Raw genomic sequence first — 22,997 nt, forward strand, 5'->3', positions numbered from 1 at the left:
CCGTGGGGGAGAGGACGTCAATACCCCGCCCTTGAGCCGATTCGGCGGCTCTCCGGACGGGGGACGCCGCTGAGGCGATCCGGTATCGTTCAGTGCACCGACAAACAAACCGACGAACCCAGCCGGGACGAGACGTCAGGGAGCGCGCATGGCCGCCGTGGACCTCGGCACCCACCTCGGGCATCTGGCCCGGCGGCTCCAGCAGGCGCACCACCTGCTGTGGAACACGATGGTCTCCGAGGAGATCACCTCGCCCCAGTTCGCCGTCCTCAACACCCTCGTCGCCGAGCCCGGCCTCGACCAGCGGACGGTGGGGGAGCGCGTCGGGCTCGACCGGTCCACCATCGCCGAGGTGATCAGCCGGCTCGGGCGCCGCGGACTGCTCGACAAGGTGCGCGACCCGCAGGACGGGCGCCGCTCCCTGCTGCGCCTCACCGACGAGGGGCTGCGTACGCACAAGCGGCTGACCGTGCGCACCGCGCGAATGAACCAGGTCTTCCTCGCCCCGCTCTCCGCCGAGGAGCAGACCCTGTTCCTCGACCTGATCCGGCGGGTCGCGGACGCGGCGGAGGGGCTGCGCAACCCGGGGGAGCCCGCCGTACGGCAGCCCTGAGCGACGCGGACGCCCGTGACCGCTCAGGACGCCTTCGTGAACAGCACCCACACCTGGCCCCGCCGGAACTTCACGGGGTCGCCGTCCTTCGTCGTGAACGTCGTGCCGTCCGTGGCCTTCGGGCGCTTCCACCGCACGTCGTAGGCACGTCCGTCGCGCAGCACCCGCGCCTTCCCGGAGCCCACCGTCTCGGTGAACGGCGTGTTGTTGCCGAGGAAGTCGCGGTACGCGGAGGGCCGTACCTTCACCTCCTGCACCACGACCGTCGCCGCCGCCATCCGGCCCCCGTCCGTCGTCGCGGCGGCCCTGCCGTCCATGCCGACCAGCCAGCGCCCGCGGTCCGGGGACCACGTGAAGGTGTACCGGGCGGCCGGGTACCGCACCGTCTCCGAGGCCGTCGCACGGCCGCCGTCCGGGGCGGCGCCGAAGCGGAAGCCTGTCGTCAGGGCGTCCGCGCCCGGCGCTGCGGGCATCAGCCGGTCCGGCCGCAGATACAGGTTGTGCGGGGAGCGCCGGTCCGGGTCCCTGACGTACGCGCCGGACGCCGTGCCGGGCGGCCGCGCCCGCAGGGACGCCTTGTCGATCAGCGGCAGCAGCTTGCTCTGCGCCCCGGAGAAGGCGAGCGTCGGCCGGTCGAACTGCGCGAGGAGCTCCAGATCGGACTCCCGGGCGCTGCGCACGGGCCCGACGCTCTTCGGCAGCCGGGACGCGTACACCGCCATCAGCCGGCTCAAGCCCCCCTCGACCTGCTCGACGTACACGACGTCCGCGGCGTTCAGGCCGGTCTGGGGGCGGGCGGCACGGACGTTGTCGATCTTCACCGCGAGGACGGACGCCTGGCCCGCGCTCATGTCCGGCGACCGTGTCCGGCCGCGGCCGTCGTCGCCCGGCCCGGATGTACAGCCCGCCGCCAGGGAGGCCGTCAGGGCGGCGGCGACCAGGGCCGCCACGCTCGTGACGCGCCGGCCGCGCGCCTGTCGTCCGCTCACCGTCGTCACCCGAGCCCACCCACCCTGTCCATGTCATAAATAGTGCGCTTATCGGTTCATAGGGGCCATACCCGGTCGGATGCCTTCCTGTGCGCCCGTCCGTCGATCGGCCCATCACCAGGGCGGCCGGACGGCCCACCCCCCTCGCCCGGGACCGGCGCGCGGTTCGGTGGGGGAGCCAGGGGTACCCGGGCGCCACGCACGAACGCGCACAGGCGACGGAGGGAGTGCGGGGCGATGAGGGCAGTGACCTGGCAGGGGAAGCGGGACGTCCGCGTGGAGAACGTGCCCGATCCCAGGATCGAGGAACCCACCGACGCGGTCATCCGCATCACGTCGTCCGGACTGTGCGGCTCCGACCTGCATCTGTACGAGGTGCTGACGCCGTTCATGACACCCGGCGACATCCTCGGTCATGAACCGATGGGCATCGTCGAGGAGGTCGGGGCCGGGGTGCCGGACCTCCAGGCGGGCGACCGGGTCGTGGTGCCGTTCCAGATCGCCTGCGGCGACTGCTGGATGTGCCTGACCGGCCTGCCGACCCAGTGCGAGACCACCCAGGTCAGCAGCGAGGGCATGGGCGCGGCCCTGTTCGGCTACACCCGGCTGTACGGCGCGGTGCCGGGCGCCCAGGCCGAGTACCTGCGCGTCCCGCAGGCCCAGTTCGGCCCCATCAAGATCCCGGAGGGGCCCGCCGACGACCGGTTCGTCTACCTCTCCGACGTGCTGCCCACCGCCTGGCAGGCGGTCAAGTACGCGGGCGTCCCCCAGGGCGGCAGCGTCGCGGTCCTCGGCCTCGGCCCCATCGGCGACATGGCCTGCCGGGTCGCCCGGCTCCTGGGCGCCGGCCAGGTGTTCGGCGTCGACCTGGTGCCCGAGCGGCTGAAGCGGGTCCGCGAGCGGGGCGTCGAGACCTACGACCTGCGCAGCTTCGACGACGAGAAGGAACTCGTCACCGCCATCCGCGACGCCACCAACGGGCGCGGACCGGACGCCGTCATCGACGCCGTCGGCACCGAGGCGCACGGCAGCGCCGCCGCCAAGCTGGCCCAGTCGGCCGCCGCGATCATGCCGCGCAAGATCAGCGGCCCGTTCGCCGAGCGCTTCAGCATCGACCGGCTGGCCGCCTTCCACACGGCGATCGAGCTGGTCCGGCGCGGCGGCACCATCTCGCTGTCCGGCGTGTACGGCGGCATGGCCGACCCACTCCCGATGCTCACCATGTTCGACAAGCAGATCCAGCTGCGGATGGGCCAGGCCAACGTGCGCCGCTGGGCCGACGAGATCCTGCCGTACCTCACGGACGAGGACCCGCTCGGCGTCGACGACTTCGCCACCCACCGGGTGCCGCTGAGCGACGCCCCGCACGCCTACGAGATGTTCCAGCGCAAGCAGGACGGCGCGGTCAAGGTGCTGATGAAGCCCTGACCGGTACCACCGGGGCGCCCGGTCACCCCGGCGGCGCGAAGATCTCCGCCAGGTCGTAGCGCACCGGCTCCTCCAGTTGCGCGTACGTGCAGCTCTCGGGGGTGCGGTCCGGGCGCCAGCGGCGGAAGCGGGCCGTGTGCCGGAACCGGGCGCCGTTCTCCATGTGGTCGTACGCCACCTCGGCGACCCGCTCCGGCCGCAGCGGCACCCAGGACAGGTCCTTCTTGCCCGACCAGCGGCTCGGCGCCCCCGGCAGCCGGGCCGACTCATGGGCCGCCTCCTCGGCCCAGGCGGCCCACGGGTGCCCGGAGACATCGTCCATCCGCAGCGGCTCCAGCTCGTCGATCAGCTCGGCCCGCCGCTTCATCGGGAACGCCGCCGACACCCCCACATGCTGCAAGGCGCCCCGGTCGTCGTACAGGCCGAGCAGCAGCGAGCCGACGACCGGGCCGCTCTTGTGCAGGCGGTAGCCGGCGACGACGACGTCCGCCGTCCGCTCGTGCTTGATCTTGTACATGGCGCGTTCGTCGGGCAGATAGCGCAGGGTGAGCGGCTTGGCGACGACCCCGTCGAGACCGGCCCCCTCGTACTGCTCGAACCACCCCCGGGCCGTCTCGATGTCGGTCGTCGCGGGCGCCACGTGCACGGGTGCCGTCACCCCGGAGAGCGCCGACGTCAGCTGCTCCCTGCGCTCCGTCAGGGGCGCCCGCATCAGCGACGCGTCGTCCAGGGCCAGCAGGTCGAACGCCACGAACGACGCCGGGGTCCGCTCGGCCAGCGTGCGCACCCGGGAGTCCGCCGGATGGATGCGCTCGGTGAGCGCGTCGAAGTCCAGCCGCCCCTCCCGGGCGATCACGATCTCCCCGTCCACCACGCACCGCTCGGGCAGCCGCTCCTTCAGCGCCGTCGCCAGCTCGGGGAAGTACCTGGTCAGCGGCTTCGTGGTACGGCTGCTCAGCTCGATCTCGTCGCCGTCGCGGAACACGATCGCCCGGAAGCCGTCCCACTTCGCCTCGTACTGCATGCCCGGCGGGATCTTCGTCACCGACTTGGCGAGCATCGGCTTCACGGGCGGCATCACCGGCAGGTCCATGGTCCGATTCTGCGGGGCTCCGGCCGCACCCGCCCGATGTGCGAGGCGTCCGTGCGACGCCTACCGTGGCGGCCATGGGCGAAGCGGTGGAACTGGAGGCGGGCGGACGGACCGTACGGCTGTCCAGCCCCGGCAAGATCTTCTTCCCGGAGCGCGGCTTCACCAAGCTGGACCTCGCTCAGTACTACGCCGCCGTCGGCCCCGGCATCCTGCGCGCCCTGCGCGACCGGCCCACCACCCTGGAGCGCTACCCCGACGGGGTGAACGGCGAGTGGTTCTACCAGAAGCGGGCGCCCAAGAACATGCCCGACTGGATCCCCACGGCCCACATCACCTTCCCCAGCGGGCGCAGCGCCGACGAGATGTGCCCCACCGAGGAGGCGGCCGTCGTCTGGGCCGCCCAGTACGGCACGCTCACCTTCCACCCCTGGCCGGTCCGCCGCGAGGACGTCGATCACCCCGACGAACTGCGCATCGACCTCGACCCGCAGCCCGGCACCGACTACGACGACGCCGTGCGCGCCGCCCATGAACTGCGGGCCGTGCTCGACGAGTTCGGGGGCCTGCGGGGCTGGCCGAAGACGTCCGGCGGGCGCGGGCTGCACGTCTTCGTGCCGATCGAGCCGCGCTGGACGTTCACCCAGGTCCGGCGCGCCGCCATCGCGGTGGGCCGGGAGATGGAACGCCGGATGCCGGACCGGGTCACGATCAAGTGGTGGAAGGAGGAGCGCGGCGAGCGCATCTTCCTCGACTACAACCAGACCGCCCGGGACCGCACCATCGCGTCCGCCTACTCGGTACGGGCCCGGCCGCACGCCCCCGTCTCGGCACCGCTGCGCTGGGAGGAGGTGGGCACCGCCCACCCGCGTGACTTCGACATCGCCACCATGCCGGCCCGGTTCGCCGAACTCGGCGATGTGCACGCCGACATGGACGACCACCGTTTCTCGCTGGACGCGCTGCTGGACCTCGCGAACCAGGACGAGCGCGACCACGGCCTCGGCGATCTGCCGTACCCGCCCGAGTATCCGAAGATGCCGGGGGAACCCAAGCGGGTACAGCCGAGCCGGGCCAGGAAGGCGGCGCCTCACGAGGAGACGCCGCCGGAGCCTACAGCTCCTTGATCCGGACGTCCCGGTACGAGACCACGTCCGTCGTGCCGTGCACCTGGAGCCCGATGTAGCCGGAGGCGAACCGCCGGCCGTCCGTGCCCGGGTCGTCCGAGCGCGGCGGTTCGAAGACCTGGCCGCCGGTGTTCTCGAACTCGTTGATCAGCACGCCGTTGCGGTAGACCGAGTAGTGCTGGTCGACCACCCGGATCTCGTAGTCGTTCCACGTGCCCTTCTGGGTGACGCCGGCACCGGCCAGCCCCACCCGGTCGAAGCCGTAGACCGACCCGGTCTTGTACATGTCGCCGGTGGGCGAGTCGAACACCTGGATCTCGTGCCCGAACTTGATGGCCGCCCACTCCGGCCGTGGCTCCTCGGGGTGGTCGTGGATCCACGGGAAGCGCACGAACACACCGGAGTTGGCGTTGCCGGTGCCCGGAGCGTCGTCCCGCCACTGGAGCTTCAGCGAGAAGTCGCCGTACTTGCGCTCCGGGAACCACAGCATGCCCAGCCCCGGCCTGCTGGTGCCGCTGGTGATCGACCCGTCGCCGTTCGGCGCGAACGAACCGCCGCCCACCTGCTGCCACTTGGCGAACGACTCGGGGCTGCCGTCGAGGATCGTGCGGTACCCCTCCGTCTGGCCCGGCTCACCGATCCCGGACTGCCGGGCGGCCTTGCGGATCGCCCGGTACTCGCGCTGGTCGACGACGCCCTCCTTGAGGAGCTTGTCCAGGACGGAGGTCACGTGCTTGACGAACAGCGCGTGCGACGTCCACTCCTTCTCGTCCTCGATCAGCTCGTTGATCCGGCACCGGCTGTTGGTGAGCCGGTTCGGGACGCCCGAGTCGACCGTGCCCACGATCACCGTCAGCCGCTCGTCGAACTCCGGGCAGTTGGGCGCCGGGACCTGACTGGAGACCACGGTGAAGGTCACCGTGCGGGCGGCGGAGGTGTTGCCCGCCTTGTCGGTCGCCCGGTAGGCCAGCGTGTGGGTGCCGGCCCGGTCCACGACGACCGGCGCGGTGTACGCCAGGTACGGACCGGCGTCGATCGAGTACTCGATCCGGTCGACGCCCGAACCATGGTGCTCGTCGGTGGCCGTGACGGTCACCTTCGCGTTCCCGACGTACGCCCCGGACGAGTTCTTCGTGCCCTCGACCGTCACACCCGTCACCGGTGCCGTCGTGTCGTCCTCCGGCGCCGGCACGACCGTGAACCGCACGTCCTTGGCGGGCGCCACGTTGCCCGCCTTGTCCGTCGCCCGGTAGCGGACCGTGTGGCCGCCCGGCTCGTGCACCATCACCGGCGCGGTGTACGGCTGCCAGGCGCCGTCGCCCAGCGCGTACTCGACGCCGTTGACCCCGGAACCGGTGTCGGACGCGGAGACCGTGACGGTCGCCATGCCGATGTACGCCCCGTCGGCGTCCTTGTCGCCGCTGACCGTCGCCGACGTCTCCGGCGGGGTCGTGTCGTCGGACTGCGGCGCCACCACCGTGAAGGTGACGCTCTTCTCCGCCGAGACGTTCCCCGCCTTGTCCAGCGCCCGGTAGCGGACCGTGTGGTCGCCGACCTGGTCGACCACGACCGGCGCGGTGTACGGCTGCCAAGCGCCGTCGCCGAGCGCGTACTCGACGCGGTCCACGCCGGAGCCGCCCTCCTCGTCGGTGGCGTGGACGGCCACGCTCGCCGAACCGACGTACTCACCCTGCGCGTTCTGCGTCCCGCTGACGTGGGCCGACGCCTCGGGGGCCGTCGTGTCCTCGCCGGTGCCCTCGGTGACGATCAGGGTGCCCTGCATCTGCCCGTGGCCGGGGATCGTGCAGTGGTAGCGGTAGCGGCCGGGGGTGAGCGTGACCTCCGCCGTGTGCCGGCCGCCCTGGTCGTCGTTCGGGTTCGCCAGGATGTTGAGCTGCACGTCGTCGTTGTACTCGACGTCCGACGTGTCGAACGTCAGGGTGTGCGGCATCCCGGTGGTGTTCCCGGTCGCCGCGCTGTTCTCGAAGACGATCGTCGTCGGGCCCGCCACGGCCGTCGTGGGCGCCGAGGCGTACTTCGTGATGTCGTCGCCCGCGGTCCAGGTGAGGACCTGGGCGGCGGCCGCCTCCGCCCCCGCCCCGGCCCGCGGCTGTCCGGCCGCGGGCAGGGCCTGGAGGCCGAGCACCACCATCAGCGCGGCCAGCAGGGCCGCCCATGCTCTTCGTGTCACTGCGTCCCCCTCGCCAGCTGACCGGCGGCCGGCGTGGGCCCGCCGCCCGTGTAGGTGACGCGCCACAGCGCCGACTTGGCGTCCGAGGTGAAGAACCCGCGGCCGTAGTCGAGCACGTACAGCGCACCGTCCGGACCGAACTTCCAGTCCATAAGGTTCTTGATGCCGTCGTTGCCGATCGGCACGATCTTCTTCAGCGACTCGGAGTGGACCGGCAGGCCGCCGTCCCCGTGGTTCTTCGGGTCGGTGATCACCGCGTTGCGCGGCTGGTCGGAGTCGTAGAAGTCGCCGACGAACCACTTGCCGTCCCAGTACGCCGGCCACTTGGCGGCGCTGGAGCTGTCCGCGTCGTACCGGTACACCGGGCCGTTCATCGCCGCCTGTCCGCCGCCCTTGAGCCACGGCAGCGCGTAGGTGGCCTCCTCCTGCTTGTACGACGGCACGCCGTTGGCGTCGCGCGGGAAGTCCGGGGCGCCGCCCTGCGGGGAGTACCAGATGTTGTTGCCGGTGACCGGCGGCAGGTTGACCAGGCCGTCGTTGTTCGGCGACTCGTTCTTCGGGTGGTCGCAGTCGTACCAGCCCAGCGGCTTGCTCGGGTCGGGCAGATTGCGGTCCCGGTAGGGCTGCTTGTTGCCCATGCAGTAGGGCCAGCCCCGGTTGCTCGCCTTGGTGATGACGGCGAACGTGTCGTACTTGGCGGGACCCCAGGTCGTCGACGGCGCCCCGGCGTCCGGGCCGACCCAGCCGGCGTAGAGAATGTCGGTCTGCTGGTCGACGGAGATGCGCGCCGGGTTGCGGACGCCCATCACATAGATCTCGCCGCGGGTCTTGCCGCCGCCCTCGGCCGTCTCCTCACCGGTGAAGAGGTTCCCTTCAGGCAGGGTGTACGTGCCGTCCGGCTCCGGGTGGATGCGCAGGATCTTGCCGTTGAGGTTGTTGGTGTTGCCGGCGGTGCGGCGCGCGTCGGCGAAGGACACGCCCTTGTAGTTGGGCTCGGGGTTGTTGCCCGAGTAACCGCCGCTGAATCCGCTGGAGTTGTTGTCGCCGGTCGCGATGTACAGGTTGCCCTTGGAGTCCCAGGCCATCCCGCCGCCCGCGTGGCAGCAACTGTGGATCTGCACGGGCCACTTGAGCAGCACCTTCTCGCTGCCCAGGTCCAGCTTGTTCGTCGCCCGGTCGAGGGTGAAGCGCGAGACGCGCCGCTCGGCCATCCGCTTGTCGCGGTCGATCCGCGCGTGCGGGGTGTAGTGCAGGTACACCCAGCCGTTGTCCTCGAAGCGCGGATCGAGCTCGATCCCGAGGAGGCCCTCCTCGACCTTGGTCAGCTCGTCCCCGCCGCCCTTGTTGCCGAAGACGGTGAGCGCCCCCGCGAGGGTGACCTTCTTGGTCTTCGGGTCGTAGACGTGGATCTCGCCCTTGCCCTTGCCGACGTCCGGGTTGTTCCAGTCCGTGATCACGGGCTGCGAGGAGTCGGCGCCGCCCCGGCCGATGGAGAAGACGCGCCCGTCGGGGGCCGTGACCAGGCCGTGCGGTTCGCCGATCTGGTCGTTCTGGCCCGGCTGGTTGGGCTGGGTGAGCCGCTCCGCCTTGTAGTTGCCGGTGATGGTGGCCTTGCAGTCGGCCTGGACCAGCCGTGTCGTCCACAGCAGGGCGCCGCGCAGATGGGAGCGGAAGTCCGTCTCGTCGTAGGAGGAGACCGTGCCGCCCATGCCGGTGTAGAAGGAGCGGCCGCCGTCGTAGTCACGGCACCAGCTCACCGGGTGGTCCCAGCCGTTGGCACCGGTCCCGGGCTGGTACGACGACTCGCGCACCCGCGCGACCGTGTGCACCTCACCGGACGGGTTCTTCGCCCAGTTCAGCCACTTGTCGGGCCGCTTCCACTGGACCGGCAGCTCCTTGGTGGCGGGGTGCCGCCGGTCGCCCACCTCGACGACCGCGCGCTGCGCGGTGGCCGGGCTCGCGCTCGCGGGACGCGCCCCGATCAGTCCGGTGAACCAGTCCGAGTACGGCTCGGCGCGGGCCGCGTCATGGACGCCGACGAAACCGCCGCCCGCCTCCATGTACGCCTCGAGGCCCGCCTCCTGCTCGGGGTCGAGGACGTCGCCGCCGCCGGTGAGGAACACGACCGCGTTGAAGCGGCTGAGCTTGGTCTCATCGGTGAAGACCGAGGCGTCCTTGGTGGCCGTGACCGCGAAGCGCTGCCCCGCGGGGCCGGACAGGCCGATCTTCTCGATCGCCTCGATACCGGCGTTCACGACGGGCGACTCCTCGCCGGCCGCCGCGGACCCGTAGAAGATGAGCACCCGCACATTCGCGCCGCCCGGCGGCGACTTGATGGACATCGTTGTCAGGGGTGGATCCGGCGCCGGGCGCGCGGTCGCCGCCGGCGCGGACATCAGCCCGGCGGCGACGGCCCCGGCAGCCACACCGGCCACCCAGGTACGTCTTCTCGTGCTCAACCCTCGTAAGTGCATGGGCACCTCCACGGTCACAGCAACAGCGACTAGGAAGTTAGACCGCTTTGAACGACTCGCCAATACCTATGACCGGACTCGGACGAACTTTGTCCTGAGTGTGGATAAACGCGAGGGCGACCGGTACCGTCGCTCCGGTTCACCCCCGTAAATTCCGTAACACCGTGGGGAGTTCGGCATGGACAGACGCAGTTTCAACCGACGTGTACTGCTCGGCGGCGCGACCGTCGCGACATCGTTGTCCCTGGCGTCCGTACCCGAGGCGGCGGGCGCGGCATCACCGGCGCGGACCGCCCCGGCCGGAGGTGAGGTCCGCCATCTCAAGCTCTACATCGAGAAACTGGCCGACGGTCAGCTCGGCTACGGCTTCGAGAAGGGCAAGGCATCGATCCCCGGCCCGCTGATCGAGCTCAACGAGGGCGACACCGCGCACATCGAGGTCGAGAACACCCTGGACATCCCCGCCAGCCTGCACGTCCACGGCCTCGACTACGAGATCACCAGCGACGGCACCAAGCTGAACCGCAGTCATGTCGAGCCCGGCGCCACCCGCACCTACACCTGGCGCACCCATGCCCCGGGCCGCCGCGCGGACGGCACCTGGCGGGCGGGCAGCGCGGGCTACTGGCACTACCACGACCATGTCGTCGGCACCGAACACGGCACGGGCGGCATCCGCAAGGGCCTGTACGGGCCGGTCGTCGTCCGGCGCAAGGGCGACGTCCTGCCGGACAGGACGCACACCATCGTCTTCAACGACATGCTCATCAACAACAAACCGGCGCACAGCGGCCCGGACTTCGAGGCCACGGTGGGCGACCGCGTCGAGTTCGTGGTGATCACGCACGGCGAGTACTACCACACGTTCCATATGCACGGTCACCGCTGGGCCGACAATCGCACCGGCCTGCTGACCGGCCCCGACGACCCGAGCCAGGTGGTCGACAACAAGATCGTCGGCCCGGCCGACTCGTTCGGCTTCCAGGTGATCGCGGGCGAGGGCGTCGGCGCGGGCGCCTGGATGTACCACTGCCATGTCCAGAGCCACTCCGACATGGGGATGGTCGGGCTGTTCCTGGTCAGGAAGAAGGACGGGACGATCCCCGGATACGACCCGCACGACCACGGACAGGACTCGTCCACGGGCGGTACGGGGACGGCGCACGAGCACTGAGCGGCCCCGCCCGGGGAGACGGTTACGAGAGCGCTCTCACAAACGGCCCCGGCCATGGCTATCCTGATCGGCAACCGCCGACGAGGAGCCGTGAAGTGACCGAAACCGCCCCGCGCCCCACGCTGGAGGCCGTGGCCGCCCGGGCCGGGGTCTCACGGGCCACCGTGTCCCGTGTGGTCAACGGCGGCGACGGCGTCCGTGAACGCCTCGTCGAACGGGTGCGCAAGGCGGTCGACGAACTCGGCTACGTCCCCAACCAGGCCGCGCGCAGCCTGGTGACCCGCCGGCACGACGCCGTCGCGGTCATCGTCGCCGAACCGGAGACCCGGGTCTTCGCCGACCCGTTCTTCGCGCTCCAGCTGCGGGGCATCAGCAAGGAGCTGACCGCCCACGACAACCAGCTCGTCCTGCTGCTCACCGAGGGCCGCGACGACCACGCCCGCGTCGCCCGCTACCTCACGGGCGGGCATGTCGACGGGGCGCTCGTCTTCTCCCTGCACCTCGACGACCCGCTGCCCGTGCTGATCCAGAACGCCGGGGTGCCGACCGTGTTCGGCGGCCGGCCCGGCTGGAGCGGCGAGACCCGCGGTGTCGTCTACGTCGACGTCGACAACCGGGGCGGAGCGCGCGACGCCGTGCGCCATCTCGCCGGACTCGGCCGCACCCGGATCGCGCACATCGCGGGCGCCCTCGACCAGACGTCCGCGGTGGACCGGCTGGACGGGTACCGGGACGTCATGGTCGACGCCGATCCGCGGCTCGTCGCCGAGGGCGACTTCACCCCGGCCGGCGGTGAGCGCGCGATGCGCGAGCTGCTGGAGCGCTGCCCGGACGTCGACGCCGTGTTCGCTGCCAACGACCTGACCGCGGCGGGCGCCATGCGCGTGCTGCGCGAGGCCGGCCGGCGGGTCCCGGACGACGTGGCCGTGATCGGATTCGACGACATGCTGCCGGTGGCCGAACAGACCGACCCGGCTCTCACCACGGTCCGTCAGGACATAGAGGAGATGGGACGCCTGATGGCCCGGCTGCTGCTGCGCGAGCTCGACCGCCGCCCCGCCGACGAGCCCGTCGCCGCCGCCCCGTCCAGCGTGGTCCTGCCGACCACCCTGATCCGGCGCGCCTCCGCCTAGGGGGTGTCTGACACCCCCTGGCGGTCCACGCTTCTGATCACCGCGAAGCGGGCGCCGTAGGGGTCGGCGAGCTTGGCGATCCGGCCGACGTCCGGGAGGTCCGTGGCCGGCATCCGCACGGTCCCGCCCGCCGCCCGGGCCTTCTCGACGGCCGCGTCGGTGTCGGTGACCTCGAAGTACGGCAGCCAGTACGACGGCGCCCGCGCCTCCGCCGGATCGTCGGCCTTGTCGACGAGACCGCCGAACATGGCGTCCTCGCCCTCGCCGCCCGGGCTGAGGGTCGTATAGGTGCCGCCGTAGAAGTCCAGGGCGAAGGTCTCCAGGCCGAGCGTGGCGTTGTAGAAGCCCGCGGCGGCCGGTACGTCCGTCGTGTACAGCTCCAGCCAGCGCAGGGACCCGGGCTCCCGTACGACGTCGAGGCCCTTGTTCGCGCCGGGCTGCCAGAGCCCGAAGCGCACCCCCGACTTGTCGGCGAGGAGGGCCATACGGCCCTGGTCCAGCACGTTCATCGGCTGCATCAGCACCGACCCGTGCGCCTCCTCGGCCGCCTTCGCGGTGGCGTCCGCGTCCGGTGTCCGGAAGTACACCGTCCAGGAGGGCGGCCCCTGCTCCTCGGAGGTCTGCATCCCGCCGGCCGTCGTCCTGCCGTCGAGCTGGAAGAAGCCGTAGCCGCCGGACTCGGGACCGCCGGGCCGGAACCGCCAGCCGAACAGGCCGCCGTAGAAGGCGCCGGCCCCGTCGAGGTCGGGGGTGCCGAGGTCGATCCAGTTCGGTGCTCCGGTCACATTGCGGGTGGTGAGCATCATCGCCCTCCTCGGAAGGGACCCGGGGTCTGCACCGCCGAGTCTTCCACCGCGTCCGGGCGGGCGCCGCCGGAACGCCGCCGTCCGCCGGGGCGTGGGCCCGGTCCCGCGCGCCGCCGTGCGCCGGGCCGCGCGGAGCGGCACCATCGAGGCGGCCGGGGCCCCGCGACACCGCGTTGATCGCACGTTCATCGAACGTTTTTCGCCGCCCGGCACGATCTGGCCCATGCACTTCGACACGACCACGGCGTTCCCGCCGATCACCCCTGCCGACCTGGCCTGGCAGGAGGGGGCGCTGTGCGCACAGACCGGGGCGGACTTCTTCTTCCCCGAGCCGGGCAGCTCCGTCCGGGAGGCGAAGCGGATCTGCGGGCTGTGCCCGATCCGCTCCGCCTGCCTGGACTACGCGCTCGACCACGACGAGCGCTTCGGTGTCTGGGGCGGACTGTCCGAGAAGGAGCGCCTGGAGATCAGGCGCACCGCGCGCCAGGCCTGAGCCCGCCGGCCCGAGTCCGCCGGTCCGAGCCCGTCGCGCGGCCGGGTCAGCCGGCGTCGCGGGCCGCCATACGGGCCTTGCGGGCCGCCAGCTTCTCGTCGAACTTCGACGCCTCGGCGTCCAGGCCGCCCATGAACAGGCCCAGCTCCTCCTGCGCCTGCTTGCCCTCGGGGCCGAGGCCGTCCATCTCCATGATCTTCAGGAAGCGCAGCACGGGCTGGATCACGTCGTCGTGGTGGATGCGCAGGTTGTAGACCTCGCCGATCGCCATCTGCGCGGCGAACCGCTCGAAGCCGGGCATGCCGTGGCCGGGCATACGGAAGTTCACGACGACGTCGCGCACGGCCTGCATGGTGAGGTCGGGCGCCAGCTCGAAGGCGGCCTTCAGCAGGTTCCGGTAGAAGACCATGTGGAGGTTCTCGTCGGTCGCGATCCGCGCCAGCATGCGGTCGCAGACGGGGTCGCCGGACTGGTGGCCGGTGTTGCGGTGCGAGATACGGGTCGCGAGCTCCTGGAAGGCCACGTACGCCACCGAGTGCAGCATCGAGTGCCGGTTGTCGGACTCGAAGCCCTCACTCATGTGGGCCATCCGGAACTGCTCCAGCTTGTCCGGGTCGACCGCGCGCGAGGTCAGCAGGTAGTCGCGCATCACGATGCCGTGCCGGCCCTCCTCGGCGGTCCAGCGGTGCACCCAGGTGCCCCAGGCGCCGTCGCGGCCGAAGAGCGAGGCGATCTCGTGGTGGTAGCTGGGGAGGTTGTCCTCGGTCAGCAGGTTCACGACCAGCGCGATCCGGCCGATCTCGGTGACCTTGGACTGCTCCTTGTCCCAGGCCTCGCCGTCGTCGAAGAGACCGGGGAAGTTGCGGCCGTCGGTCCACGGGACGTACTCGTGCGGCATCCAGTCCTTGGCGACCTGCAGATGCCGGTTCAGCTCCTTCTCGACGACTTCCTCCAGTGCGTACAGCAGGCGGGCGTCGGTCCAGACGGCGGGGCTGCCGAGGTGCGGGGAAGCGATCGTCACAGGAACTCCAGGGGGACGGACGGCTGAGCGGAAAACACCGGCGAGCGGATGCCGGCAACCTACGGAATCGTAGGCTACGAATCCGTAGGTTACGAAGCCGTAGGTTAAGAACGCCGTAAAGACCGCTGATCAGCGGGGTGTTCCGCCGGGACTGCCCGGAATGCGAAAAGCCCCGGGACCCGCAGGTCCCAGGGCCGGACGAGTGACGCGCTCAGCGCGTCAGGCGTAGAGATCGCGCATCCGCACCGAGAGGCATGTCACACATCCCTCCAGCTTCTCGAACTCGCTGATGTCGACGACGACCGGCTCATGGCCGAGATCGGCGAGCATCTCGGCCGTCTTCGGGGCGCTCGCGGCGATCAGCAGCCGGTCCCCGCCGAGCAGCACCACATGCGACCCGGACTCCTCCGGCACCGGCATAAAGCGCGGGAACAGCGAGGGCACGTCGAGCTGCGGGATACGGCCCAGGATCGTCCCGTCGGGCAGGGCGGTGATGGCCGACTTCAGATGCAGCACCTTGCTGACCGGTACGGCGATCACCCGCGCCCCGAGCGGCTCGAACGCGGCCCGCAGCTGCTGCACACCGGCCGCGTTGGTACGGCCGCCCCGGCCGACGTAGATCGTGTCGCCGACCTTGAGGACGTCGCCGCCGTCCAGGGTGCCCGGCTCCCAGATCCAGTTCACCGAGCAGCCGAGCGAGGCGACGGCCTCCTCCACGCCCTCCGTCTCGGGCCGCCGGGACTCGGCGCCGGGCCGGGTGATCAGGGCGACGTTGCGGTACATCACGACCGTGTCCTCGACGAACACCGCGTCGGGGCAGTCGTCGGCCGGGTCCACCTCGACGGTCTCCCAGTCGTGCGCGCGCAGGGCCTCCGCGTACGCCTCCCACTGCTCGAGCGCGAGGTCGACGTCGACCTCCGCCCGCTCGACATGCGTGACCAGCCCCTCGGCGAGACGCGGGCCGGGGCGGCGGATGAGGGCCTTCTTGCTGGGCACGACGGGATCTTTCGGATCGGTGGCAGGTTCCGGGACCCATGATGCAGGGGGGCGCCGGACGGCCATCATGCAGGGGTTACCCGTCCGTAGAAAACCCCCCGGGGTCAGGTCGTGCCCCTCCCGAGACGCACGGGGGCAGGTCTCCAGAGGGGCACGAGCAGGGGCTAGGCGGGATCCCCGACGGCTTCCGGTGTCGTCTCCTTCAGTTCTCCCTCCTCGATCATCAGCCAGCGCGTGATGCCGATGGACCCCAGGAACGGCAGGTCGTGGCTGGCCACGATCAGCGCCCCCTCGTACGACTCCAGCGCCGAGGTCAGCTGCCGCACGCTCGCCATGTCCAGGTTGTTCGTCGGCTCGTCCAGCATCAGCAGCTGCGGCGCGGGCTCGGCCAGCATCAGCGCGGCCAGCGCCGCCCGGAACCGCTCGCCGCCCGAGAGCGTCTCGGCGAGCTGGTCCGCGCGGGCGCCCCGGAACAGGAAGCGGGCCAGCTGCGCCCGGATCCGGTTGTTCCCGGCACCCGGCGCGAACCGGGCGACGTTGTCGACGACGGACACCGTGTCGTCCAGGACGTCCAGCCGCTGCGGCAGGAAGCGCAACGGCACATGGGCCGTCACCTCGCCCGCCACCGGCGCCAGTTCACCCGCGATGGTCCGCAGCAGCGTCGTCTTGCCGGCGCCGTTGCGTCCGACCAGCGCGATCCGCTCCGGACCGTGCACATCGAGACCGCCGGGCACCCGTGCTCCGTAGCTCACCTCCAGTTCCCGCAGCGCGAGAACGCTCCGGCCCGGGGGGACGGCCGTGTACGGCAGGTCGACGCGGATCTCGTCGTCGTCCCGCACGGCGTCCACCGCGTCGCCCAGGCGCTCCTTCGCCTCGGCGAGCTTCTCCTCGTGCATGATGCGGTGCTTGCCGGCGGACTCCTGCGCCGCCCGCTTGCGCGCCCCCATGACGATCTTCGGCTCACGCTTCTGGTCCCACATCTTCTGGCCGTACCGCTTGCGGCGGGCCAGCTTGACCTGGGCGTCGATCAGTTCGCGCTTCTGCTTCCTCAGGTCGGCCTCGGCGACCCGCACCATGCGCTCGGCCGCCTCCTGCTCGGTGGCGAGAGCCACCTCGTACGCCGAGTAGTTGCCGCCGTACCAGCTGATCTCCCCGGAGCGCAGATCGGCGATCTGGTCGACCAGGTCGAGGAGTTCACGGTCGTGGCTGACCACCACCATCACCCCCGGCCAGGACTCGACGGCCGCGTAGAGCCGCCGGCGGGCGTACAGGTCGAGGTTGTTGGTCGGCTCGTCCAGGAGCAGGACGTCCGGGCGGCGCAGCAGCAGCGCGGCCAGCCGCAGCAGCACCGACTCGCCGCCCGACACCTCGCCGATCGTACGGTCCAACTCGACGTGGCCGAGCCCGAGTTCGCCGAGGGTGGCGAGGGCGCGCTCCTCCACGTCCCAGTCGTCGCCGACGGTCTCGAAGTGCTCCTCGGCCACGTCGCCCGCCTCGATGGCGTGCAGTGCGGCCCGTTTCCCCGCGATGCCGAGCGCCTGGTCGACCCGGAGCGCGGTGTCGAGGGTGACGTTCTGCGGCAGATAGCCGATCTCGCCCGCGACGCGCACGACGCCGTCGGCCGGAGGCAGCTCACCGGCGATGAGCTTCAACAGGGTGGATTTCCCCGATCCGTTGACGCCGACGAGCCCGGTCCTGCCGGGACCGAACGCGACGTCCAGGCCCTCGAAGACGGGGGAGCCGTCGGGCCAGGAGAAGGACAGGGAGGTACAGCTGATGGAAGTGGACATGAGGGGGCGCCTCCGCGGTTGCTCGGATCTTCAAGGGCAAACGCGTATCGAGACACCGGCGACCAACGGGCGGTGAGAGGCCCTGGGCATGGAAGAAGCCCTGTTCCGTGAGGACGGCTGGGACGGCTCGAACGCCGAGGTCGCACGCTGCGTGCACACACGTGTGGTGTGACGCGGTGTCTCAGGACCTCAGACGAGCAACGTCCTTCTCCAATCGACGGCAACAGGACCGCTGTACACCGTACGAGGGGCTGCCGACGGTGTCAACGGAATAACGAGGCGCGGTGCTGAGCCCCCATGAGGGGCCCGGCGACGGCCCGCCTCAGCAGGCGTCGCGCATCAGCTCGGCCAGATCGCGGTCCATGTCGAGCTGGAGGTGCTCCAGGCCGAGGGGGACCAGCTCGCTCGTGGCGCGCAGGAAGCGGCGCACCTCGCCCGAACGGATGTGCACGACGGCGGTGCCCTCCGGGGCGTGGAACTCCAGGACCGTACGGTCGTAGCCGTACGGCCGTACGCGGACGTCGCCGTCGCCCTGGGGTTCCTCCAGGCCGGCCAGCAGCAGGTCCCGGCTGAAGGTCCAGCAGACCTCGACCCCCTCCAGGGTGGCGGGGGCCGGGAAGGTCATACGGATGGCGAACGGGTCGCGCCGGTCGTAGTGCAGGGTCGCGGGGATGCGCTGCATCCGCGGCGCGGCGGCGACGAGGCGGGCCTCTACGGGCTGCTCGATGACGGTGGACAACGCCTTGCTCCCTTGTGACGGCGGGACGGAGATACGGGCGGGCGGGGACGGCACTTGTAGAGACGATGGAATCGGCCATTCCGTGCACCCGGAGGGCGAGTGACCTCTGTCACCGCCTTCATGCACCGGGGTGCCGCCTTCGCCCCGCCGTGCCCGGAAGGTCGTCCATGCCCGATGAGGCGCTCTGGACGCGGGGATGACGGTGGACTAGCTTCGCGCGCCATGAGGCGTACGGGGAGCATGCGACGGCCGGGACGTACGGGTTGGGCTCTGGCGGTGACGGCGGTGTGCGGGGCGGTGCTGGCCGCGCTGACGGCCGCGCCCGCGCAGGCGCGGGAACCGCGGGGTCCGGAGCCGCGCTGGTCATTGAAGGACAGCGGCGCGCCCGAGGTGCGTTTCCGGGGGCTGGCCGCGGTCAGCCGGAGCACGGCGTGGCTGGCCGGAACCGCCGGTACCGTCCTGCGCACCACCGACGGCGGGCGGAACTGGCGGAACGTGTCGCCGCCCGGCGCCGGGGAGCTGCAGTTCCGGGACGTCGAGGCGTTCGGCGCGCGGCGTGCCGTGGCGCTGGCCATCGGCGAGGGCGAGGCGTCCCGGGTGTACCGCACCGACGACGGCGGCACGACCTGGACGGAGACCTTCCGCAACACCGACGCACGCGCCTTCTACGACTGCATGACCTTCTTCGACCACCGGCACGGCCTGGCCATGAGCGACCCGGTCGACGGCCGGTTCCGCATCCTGTCCACCAAGGACGGCGGCCGTTCGTGGACGGTCCTGCCCGACGCCGGGATGCCGCCCGCGCTGGAGGGTGAGGCCGGGTTCGCGGCGAGCGGGCAGTGCCTGACCGCCGCCGGCGGCAAGGACGTCTGGCTGGCCACCGGCGGGGCGGCACGCGCGCGTGTGCTGCACTCCGCCGACCGGGGGCTCACCTGGACGGCCGCCGACGCGCCGATCCCCGCGGGCGACCCCGCCCGCGGGGTGTTCGCGCTCGCCTTCCGTGACCGGGCGCACGGCCTCGCCGTCGGCGGTGACTACCGCCCCGACCAGTCCTCCCCGGTGGCCGCCGCCCGCACCGGCGACGGCGGACGGCACTGGCGTCCCGCGGGCACGCCCCCGCCCGCCTACCGCTCCGGCGTCGCCTGGCTGCCGCACAGCCGCTCCGCCGCCCTCGCGGTCGGCCCCACCGGCACGGACCTGACCACCGACGGCGGCCGCACCTGGCGGACGGTCGACACCGGCTCGTTCGACACCGTGGACTGCACGCCCGACGGAGGCTGCTGGGCCGCCGGCGAGAAGGGCAGGGTCGCGCGGCTGGAGAGATAAGCCGGAATCGGGGTACCCGGAACCGGACGGCGAGAGGAGATGACCATGCCGGCCGGTTCGAGCCCGAAGCGGGAACGCCAGTACGAGCACATCAAGAAGAGCGCCCAGGACCGGGGCGAGAGCCCCTCGCGCGCCAAGGAGATCGCCTCGCGGACGGTGAACAAGGAGCGCGCCCGCTCCGGTGAGTCCAGGACGGCGAGCCGTACCTCGATCCAGGACAAGTCCTCGGGTCAGCGGGGCGGCGAGCGGTCGGGAAAGGGGCCGCAGGGCCCTACCCGGGACCAGCTGTACGAGGAGGCGAAGAAGAAGAACATCCACGGGCGTTCGGACATGAACAAGAGCCAGCTCAAGCAGGCACTGGGCAAGTGAGCTTGAGCGCCGCGTCCCACGGGACCGTGCGCGTCCGGGCCCCGTCCTCCTGGCGACGGACCCGGTGACCGGGCGAACGCACCGCACACGAGACGTCGTTCGCCCCCCTGGACCGACCCCCGCGACGGCCAACCAGCCTCCGCCGTCACGGGGGTCTTCACCGCGCTCGTACGCTTCTCCGCATGACGACCGTGAGGGTGCCCGCGGGCTGGCCCGCGACCGAGGAAGAGGCCCGCGCCGTCCAGGACGAGCTGCGGCGCCGGGTCGTGCTCGACGAACCGGGGCCGGCGCCCGGCACCGGGCATGTCACCGGGGTGGACGTGGCCTACGACGATGAGCGGGACGTGGTGGCTGCGGCGGCCGTCGTCCTGGACGCGGCGACCCTGGACGTCGTCGCCGAGGCCACCGCGGTCGGGCGGATCTCCTTCCCGTACGTCCCCGGCCTGCTCGCCTTCCGCGAGCTGCCGACGGTGCTGGCGGCCCTGGACGCCCTGCCGTGCCCGCCCGGCCTCGTCGTCTGCGACGGCTACGGCCTCGCCCACCCCCGCCGCTTCGGCCTCGCCAGCCACCTCGGCGTGCTCACCGGCCTGCCCACGATCGGCGTCGCCAAGAACCCGTTCACCTTCACCTACGACGCCCCGGCCACCGCACGCGGCTCGGCCACCCCGCTCCTGTCCGGCGCCGAGCAGGTGGGCAGCGCCCTGCGCACCCAGGACGGCGTGAAACCGGTCTTCGTCTCGGTGGGCCACCGCACGACCCTCACCAGGGCCCGCGCCCACGTCCTCACCCTGACCCCCAAGTACCGCCTCCCGGAAACGACCCGCCACGCGGACACCTTGTGCCGCCGGGCCCTGAAGCAGGCGACGGCGCCCCGACCGGAACCAGCGGCCCGCGCCGCGGCCGACCCGACGGTCAGTTGGGGCCGCTCCGTCTTCGAACGCCGTCGGGACCCGGTGACCTGGGCCGGTGGAGTCCTCGCGGCGGCGGTCGAGGGCACCGCGCCCGCACCCGAGATCTCGGCGGTCCTGGACCTGGTGGCCGACCGCGACCGGTGGAGCGATGGCCGCCAGGTGTTCGAGCAGGTTCGGGCCGCCATACCGATCGGTGCCGACGTGGCGGGGGAGCAGCGCTTCCTCCTCTTCCTTCTGGCCGAACTGGTCGCGAAGCTCGCGCACAACGAGGCCGGCCCCGCGCCCTTCTTCGACCACCACACGGGCTGGCGGATCGCTCCGCTCGCCATCCGCCTGGCCGAGGCCGGCGGCGACCCGGCGGTCCGGAGTCGGATCGCCGAGGCACTGGGGGAGTGGCCGCCGGACGGGAACCCTGAGTAGCCCGACTGAGTACCCGTACGGATGTGGTCGTCCCAGGGGGCTCGGCAGGGTGGGGGGCATGACGACTCACCGTGCGCACAAGCCGCTTGCCGATCCCGAGCGTCCCGTCGAGCGGGCCGTGACGGCCGCGCTCGTCGTGGGGGTGCTCGCGGGGCTCGGGTGGATCGTCGGGATGGTCTGGACGCTGGTGAACTGGCCGGTCTGAGGGGTCAGCGGGTGGCGGCCACCCGGAACGTGATGCCCGCCGCGCGCAGCCGTTCGATCAGGGTGTCGCCCATCGCGACCGCCGTGGTCACCTGCCCGGCCGTGTCCGGCAGGTCGTCGAAGGCCAGGCAGAGGGCCGACTCGGCGAACATCTTCGCCGTCTCGCCATAGCCCGGGTCGCCCCCGGCGACCTCGGTGAACACCCGCCGCCCGCCGCCCTCGCCGACGAACCGCACCGAGAACCAGCTCTTCGCCCGCTTCTCCGGGCCCGGCCCCTCACCCGGCTTGAGCCGGTCCGACAGCCAGCGCCGGGCCGGCGGCAACTGGGCCGCCGTGAGCAGGGCGGCCATCGCCGCGACCCCGCCCACCGCGATGGGCAGCCGCCGTACGGCCGCGTAGTGGCGGTAGCGGAAGTCGGGGCCGTAGCGCTCCAGCGCCCGCGCGGACCGCTTCACGATCTGCGGGTCGATCGTCGGCAGCGGCAGCGCCCACGCGCCGACCTCCCCGGCGAACCGGGGCGCCCCCGTCGGCGCCAGCGCCCGCCGCCCCATCAGGCGCGGCTCGTGCCGGGCGCGGTCCCGGGCGGCGGCGGCCATCTGGCGCCCGCGCGCGAACTGGCCGAGCGCCGAGGCGAACGTACCGCCCGAGAAGGCGGCGTCGGCCGTCACATACGCGTCGACCGTCAGCGGCACCCCCTCCGGCAGCTGCCGCACGGTGAAGTACGCCCCGAGGTCGTGCGGGACCGAGTCGAACCCGCAGGCGTGCACCAGCCGGGCGCCCGTCTCCCGCGCGCGTGCGTCGTGCCGGACGTACGTCAGGTCCACGAACTCCGGCTCGCCGCACAGGTCGAGATAGTCGGCGCCGGTGTCCGCGCAGGCCGCGACCAGGTCCTCGCCGTACCGCACGTACGGCCCCACCGTCGAGGCCACGACACGCGCCTGCTCCGCGAGCCGGCGCACCGACGCCGGGTCGGCCACGTCGGCCTCCAGCACGTCGACCCCCGCCGCGTCCGGCAGTGACGCGCGCAGCGCCTCCAGCTTCGCCTTGCTGCGCCCCGCGAGGGCCCACCGCAGTCCCTCGGGCGCGTGCGCGGCGAGGTACTCCGCGGTCAGCACCCCCACGAACCCCGTCGCCCCGAAGAGCACGATGTCGTACGGACGATCCGACCTGCTCAGCCTGCTCATGACACCCCTCGTTCCGCACCACGCGCCGTTGTCGGTGGCCGAGGCTAGCGTGAGGGACGCGGAGCCCGACGACGAGCCCGGAGGTGAGGGCGTGACCGTGCCCAGGACTGCCCTGAAGAAGTGGGAAAAAGTGCGCGAGTTCGCCCTCGGCCTGCCGAGCGCGACGGAGGACTTCCCCTGGGGGGACACCGTGGCGAAGGTGAACAAGAAGGTGTTCGTCTTCCTCGGCGCACCCGACAGCGGCTACCCCCTGGGGGTGACGGTGAAGCTGACGGACGAGGCGGTCCACGCCCACGCCCTGACCAGCCCGGGCGCGGAGCCCGCCGGGTACGGGCTGGGCCGGTCGGGCTGGGTGCGGGTGCCCCTGGAGCCGGCGGGCGCCCCGGCGGCCGGACTGCTGTGCGAGTGGGTGGAGGAGAGCTATCGCGTCATCGCCCCGAAACGGCTGGCGGCGGAGCTCGACGCCCGCTGACCGCGCGGGGCGGCTCGGCAGCCGGGCCGGTGGCCAGGAACGGCGGC

20 protein-coding genes and 1 pseudogene are annotated in these 22,997 nt (G+C 71.9%); 11 read left to right on the plus strand and 10 right to left on the minus strand.

Annotated features, from left to right (window positions below):
- Positions 1 to 148: 148 nt before the first annotated feature.
- Positions 149 to 613, plus strand: coding sequence for a MarR family winged helix-turn-helix transcriptional regulator (locus KBY32_RS00815; protein ID WP_210978445.1), 465 nt, complete (start codon positions 149 to 151; stop codon positions 611 to 613).
- A 23-nt stretch (positions 614 to 636) separates the two neighbouring features.
- Here the strand turns inward: KBY32_RS00815 and KBY32_RS00820 are convergent, their stop codons facing one another.
- Positions 637 to 1,602 (minus strand): DUF3048 domain-containing protein, encoded by a 966-nt coding sequence (locus KBY32_RS00820; protein ID WP_258873031.1) that lies wholly within the window; start codon positions 1,600 to 1,602, stop codon positions 637 to 639.
- A gap of 237 nt (positions 1,603 to 1,839) precedes the next feature.
- On the opposite strand from KBY32_RS00820, the gene KBY32_RS00825 reads away from it, so the two are divergent.
- Positions 1,840 to 3,030: a zinc-dependent alcohol dehydrogenase gene (locus KBY32_RS00825; RefSeq protein ID WP_055619196.1), complete on the plus strand. Its 1,191-nt coding sequence runs from the start codon at positions 1,840 to 1,842 to the stop codon at positions 3,028 to 3,030.
- Between the two features lie 22 nt (positions 3,031 to 3,052).
- On the opposite strand, the gene KBY32_RS00830 is transcribed toward KBY32_RS00825, so the two are convergent.
- A complete protein-coding gene (locus KBY32_RS00830; RefSeq protein ID WP_210978446.1) occupies positions 3,053 to 4,123 on the minus strand; it encodes an ATP-dependent DNA ligase in 1,071 nt (356 codons plus the stop codon).
- 74 nt (positions 4,124 to 4,197) lie between these two features.
- Here KBY32_RS00830 and ligD point away from each other — a divergent pair, with 74 nt between their 5' ends.
- The gene (gene ligD, locus KBY32_RS00835) at positions 4,198 to 5,247 is read left to right on the plus strand and encodes a non-homologous end-joining DNA ligase (RefSeq protein ID WP_210978447.1); all 1,050 of its coding nucleotides are present in this window, start codon (positions 4,198 to 4,200) and stop codon (positions 5,245 to 5,247) included.
- Here the strand turns inward: ligD and KBY32_RS00840 are convergent.
- Positions 5,234 to 7,399 carry an OmpL47-type beta-barrel domain-containing protein gene (locus KBY32_RS00840; protein WP_210978855.1) on the minus strand — a complete coding sequence of 722 codons (2,166 nt, stop codon included), beginning with the start codon at positions 7,397 to 7,399 and terminating at the stop codon, positions 5,234 to 5,236. The genes ligD and KBY32_RS00840 overlap by 14 nt on opposite strands.
- A 35-nt stretch (positions 7,400 to 7,434) precedes the next feature.
- Positions 7,435 to 9,912 (minus strand): ThuA domain-containing protein, encoded by a 2,478-nt coding sequence (locus tag KBY32_RS00845; protein WP_210978448.1) that lies wholly within the window; start codon positions 9,910 to 9,912, stop codon positions 7,435 to 7,437.
- Between the two features lie 178 nt (positions 9,913 to 10,090).
- Here KBY32_RS00845 and KBY32_RS00850 point away from each other — a divergent pair, with 178 nt between their 5' ends.
- Positions 10,091 to 11,086, plus strand: coding sequence for a multicopper oxidase domain-containing protein (locus KBY32_RS00850; RefSeq protein WP_210978449.1), 996 nt, complete (start codon positions 10,091 to 10,093; stop codon positions 11,084 to 11,086).
- Positions 11,087 to 11,181: 95 nt separating this feature from the next.
- Complete coding sequence (locus KBY32_RS00855) at positions 11,182 to 12,219, plus strand: LacI family DNA-binding transcriptional regulator (RefSeq protein ID WP_210978450.1); 1,038 nt, start codon at positions 11,182 to 11,184, stop codon at positions 12,217 to 12,219.
- Here the strand turns inward: KBY32_RS00855 and KBY32_RS00860 are convergent.
- Complete coding sequence (locus tag KBY32_RS00860; protein ID WP_210978856.1) at positions 12,216 to 13,022, minus strand: VOC family protein; 807 nt, start codon at positions 13,020 to 13,022, stop codon at positions 12,216 to 12,218. The two genes, KBY32_RS00855 and KBY32_RS00860, sit on opposite strands and share 4 nt — an antisense overlap.
- Before the next feature lie 226 nt (positions 13,023 to 13,248).
- Here KBY32_RS00860 and KBY32_RS00865 point away from each other — a divergent pair, with 226 nt between their 5' ends.
- Positions 13,249 to 13,518 (plus strand): WhiB family transcriptional regulator, encoded by a 270-nt coding sequence (locus KBY32_RS00865; RefSeq protein ID WP_210978451.1) that lies wholly within the window; start codon positions 13,249 to 13,251, stop codon positions 13,516 to 13,518.
- Positions 13,519 to 13,564: 46 nt separating this feature from the next.
- On the opposite strand, the gene KBY32_RS00870 is transcribed toward KBY32_RS00865, so the two are convergent.
- The 4 genes from KBY32_RS00870 to KBY32_RS00885 form a co-directional block, all read right to left on the minus strand.
- Entirely contained in the window at positions 13,565 to 14,539 is a 975-nt protein-coding gene (locus KBY32_RS00870; RefSeq protein ID WP_210978452.1) for an acyl-ACP desaturase, read from the minus strand.
- Between the two features lie 219 nt (positions 14,540 to 14,758).
- Positions 14,759 to 15,535 (minus strand): dimethylargininase, encoded by a 777-nt coding sequence (gene ddaH, locus KBY32_RS00875; RefSeq protein WP_210978453.1) that lies wholly within the window; start codon positions 15,533 to 15,535, stop codon positions 14,759 to 14,761.
- Between the two features lie 164 nt (positions 15,536 to 15,699).
- A complete protein-coding gene (locus KBY32_RS00880; RefSeq protein WP_210978454.1) occupies positions 15,700 to 17,325 on the minus strand; it encodes an ABC-F family ATP-binding cassette domain-containing protein in 1,626 nt (541 codons plus the stop codon).
- Positions 17,326 to 17,647: 322 nt separating this feature from the next.
- Positions 17,648 to 18,064 (minus strand): SsgA family sporulation/cell division regulator, encoded by a 417-nt coding sequence (locus tag KBY32_RS00885; protein ID WP_055619186.1) that lies wholly within the window; start codon positions 18,062 to 18,064, stop codon positions 17,648 to 17,650.
- Between the two features lie 240 nt (positions 18,065 to 18,304).
- Between KBY32_RS00885 and KBY32_RS00890 the strand changes: the two genes are divergently transcribed.
- The 4 genes and pseudogenes from KBY32_RS00890 to mmpA all read left to right on the plus strand — a co-directional run bounded on the left by KBY32_RS00890 (position 18,305) and on the right by mmpA (position 21,295).
- The gene (locus KBY32_RS00890) at positions 18,305 to 19,390 is read left to right on the plus strand and encodes an oxidoreductase (protein ID WP_210978455.1); all 1,086 of its coding nucleotides are present in this window, start codon (positions 18,305 to 18,307) and stop codon (positions 19,388 to 19,390) included.
- Between the two features lie 45 nt (positions 19,391 to 19,435).
- Positions 19,436 to 19,759: a plasmid stabilization protein gene (locus tag KBY32_RS00895; RefSeq protein WP_115506050.1), complete on the plus strand. Its 324-nt coding sequence runs from the start codon at positions 19,436 to 19,438 to the stop codon at positions 19,757 to 19,759.
- A 182-nt stretch (positions 19,760 to 19,941) separates the two neighbouring features.
- Positions 19,942 to 20,625, plus strand: a pseudogene (locus KBY32_RS00900) (endonuclease V); the annotation flags it as partial.
- Positions 20,626 to 21,148: 523 nt separating this feature from the next.
- Complete coding sequence (mmpA, locus tag KBY32_RS00905; protein WP_181890273.1) at positions 21,149 to 21,295, plus strand: morphogenic membrane protein MmpA; 147 nt, start codon at positions 21,149 to 21,151, stop codon at positions 21,293 to 21,295.
- A gap of 4 nt (positions 21,296 to 21,299) precedes the next feature.
- Here the strand turns inward: mmpA and KBY32_RS00910 are convergent, their stop codons facing one another.
- On the minus strand, positions 21,300 to 22,478 hold the full coding sequence (locus tag KBY32_RS00910; RefSeq protein ID WP_210978456.1) for a trans-acting enoyl reductase family protein: 1,179 nt from the start codon (positions 22,476 to 22,478) through the stop codon (positions 21,300 to 21,302).
- A gap of 91 nt (positions 22,479 to 22,569) precedes the next feature.
- Here KBY32_RS00910 and KBY32_RS00915 point away from each other — a divergent pair, with 91 nt between their 5' ends.
- On the plus strand, positions 22,570 to 22,950 hold the full coding sequence (locus KBY32_RS00915; RefSeq protein WP_181890274.1) for an MmcQ/YjbR family DNA-binding protein: 381 nt from the start codon (positions 22,570 to 22,572) through the stop codon (positions 22,948 to 22,950).
- Positions 22,951 to 22,997: the final 47 nt, after the last annotated feature.

This window comes from Streptomyces sp. RK62, from assembly GCF_018070255.1.
Lineage (GTDB): Bacteria > Actinomycetota > Actinomycetes > Streptomycetales > Streptomycetaceae > Streptomyces > Streptomyces nigra.

Excerpts from the sequence above, each read along its gene's own strand:
- KBY32_RS00815 (WP_210978445.1), top strand. The coding sequence starts at position 149 with ATGGCCGCCGTGGACCTCGGCACCCACCTCGGGCATCTGGCCCGGCGG.
- KBY32_RS00825 (WP_055619196.1), top strand. The coding sequence starts at position 1,840 with ATGAGGGCAGTGACCTGGCAGGGGAAGCGGGACGTCCGCGTGGAGAAC.
- KBY32_RS00830 (WP_210978446.1), bottom strand. The coding sequence starts at position 4,123 with ATGGACCTGCCGGTGATGCCGCCCGTGAAGCCGATGCTCGCCAAGTCG.
- ligD (WP_210978447.1), top strand. The coding sequence starts at position 4,198 with ATGGGCGAAGCGGTGGAACTGGAGGCGGGCGGACGGACCGTACGGCTG.
- KBY32_RS00840 (WP_210978855.1), bottom strand. The coding sequence starts at position 7,399 with ATGGTGGTGCTCGGCCTCCAGGCCCTGCCCGCGGCCGGACAGCCGCGG.
- KBY32_RS00845 (WP_210978448.1), bottom strand. The coding sequence starts at position 9,912 with ATGCACTTACGAGGGTTGAGCACGAGAAGACGTACCTGGGTGGCCGGT.
- KBY32_RS00850 (WP_210978449.1), top strand. The coding sequence starts at position 10,091 with ATGGACAGACGCAGTTTCAACCGACGTGTACTGCTCGGCGGCGCGACC.
- KBY32_RS00860 (WP_210978856.1), bottom strand. The coding sequence starts at position 13,022 with ATGCTCACCACCCGCAATGTGACCGGAGCACCGAACTGGATCGACCTC.
- KBY32_RS00865 (WP_210978451.1), top strand. The coding sequence starts at position 13,249 with ATGCACTTCGACACGACCACGGCGTTCCCGCCGATCACCCCTGCCGAC.
- KBY32_RS00880 (WP_210978454.1), bottom strand. The coding sequence starts at position 17,325 with ATGTCCACTTCCATCAGCTGTACCTCCCTGTCCTTCTCCTGGCCCGAC.
- KBY32_RS00890 (WP_210978455.1), top strand. The coding sequence starts at position 18,305 with ATGCGACGGCCGGGACGTACGGGTTGGGCTCTGGCGGTGACGGCGGTG.
- KBY32_RS00895 (WP_115506050.1), top strand. The coding sequence starts at position 19,436 with ATGCCGGCCGGTTCGAGCCCGAAGCGGGAACGCCAGTACGAGCACATC.
- mmpA (WP_181890273.1), top strand. The coding sequence starts at position 21,149 with ATGACGACTCACCGTGCGCACAAGCCGCTTGCCGATCCCGAGCGTCCC.
- KBY32_RS00910 (WP_210978456.1), bottom strand. The coding sequence starts at position 22,478 with ATGAGCAGGCTGAGCAGGTCGGATCGTCCGTACGACATCGTGCTCTTC.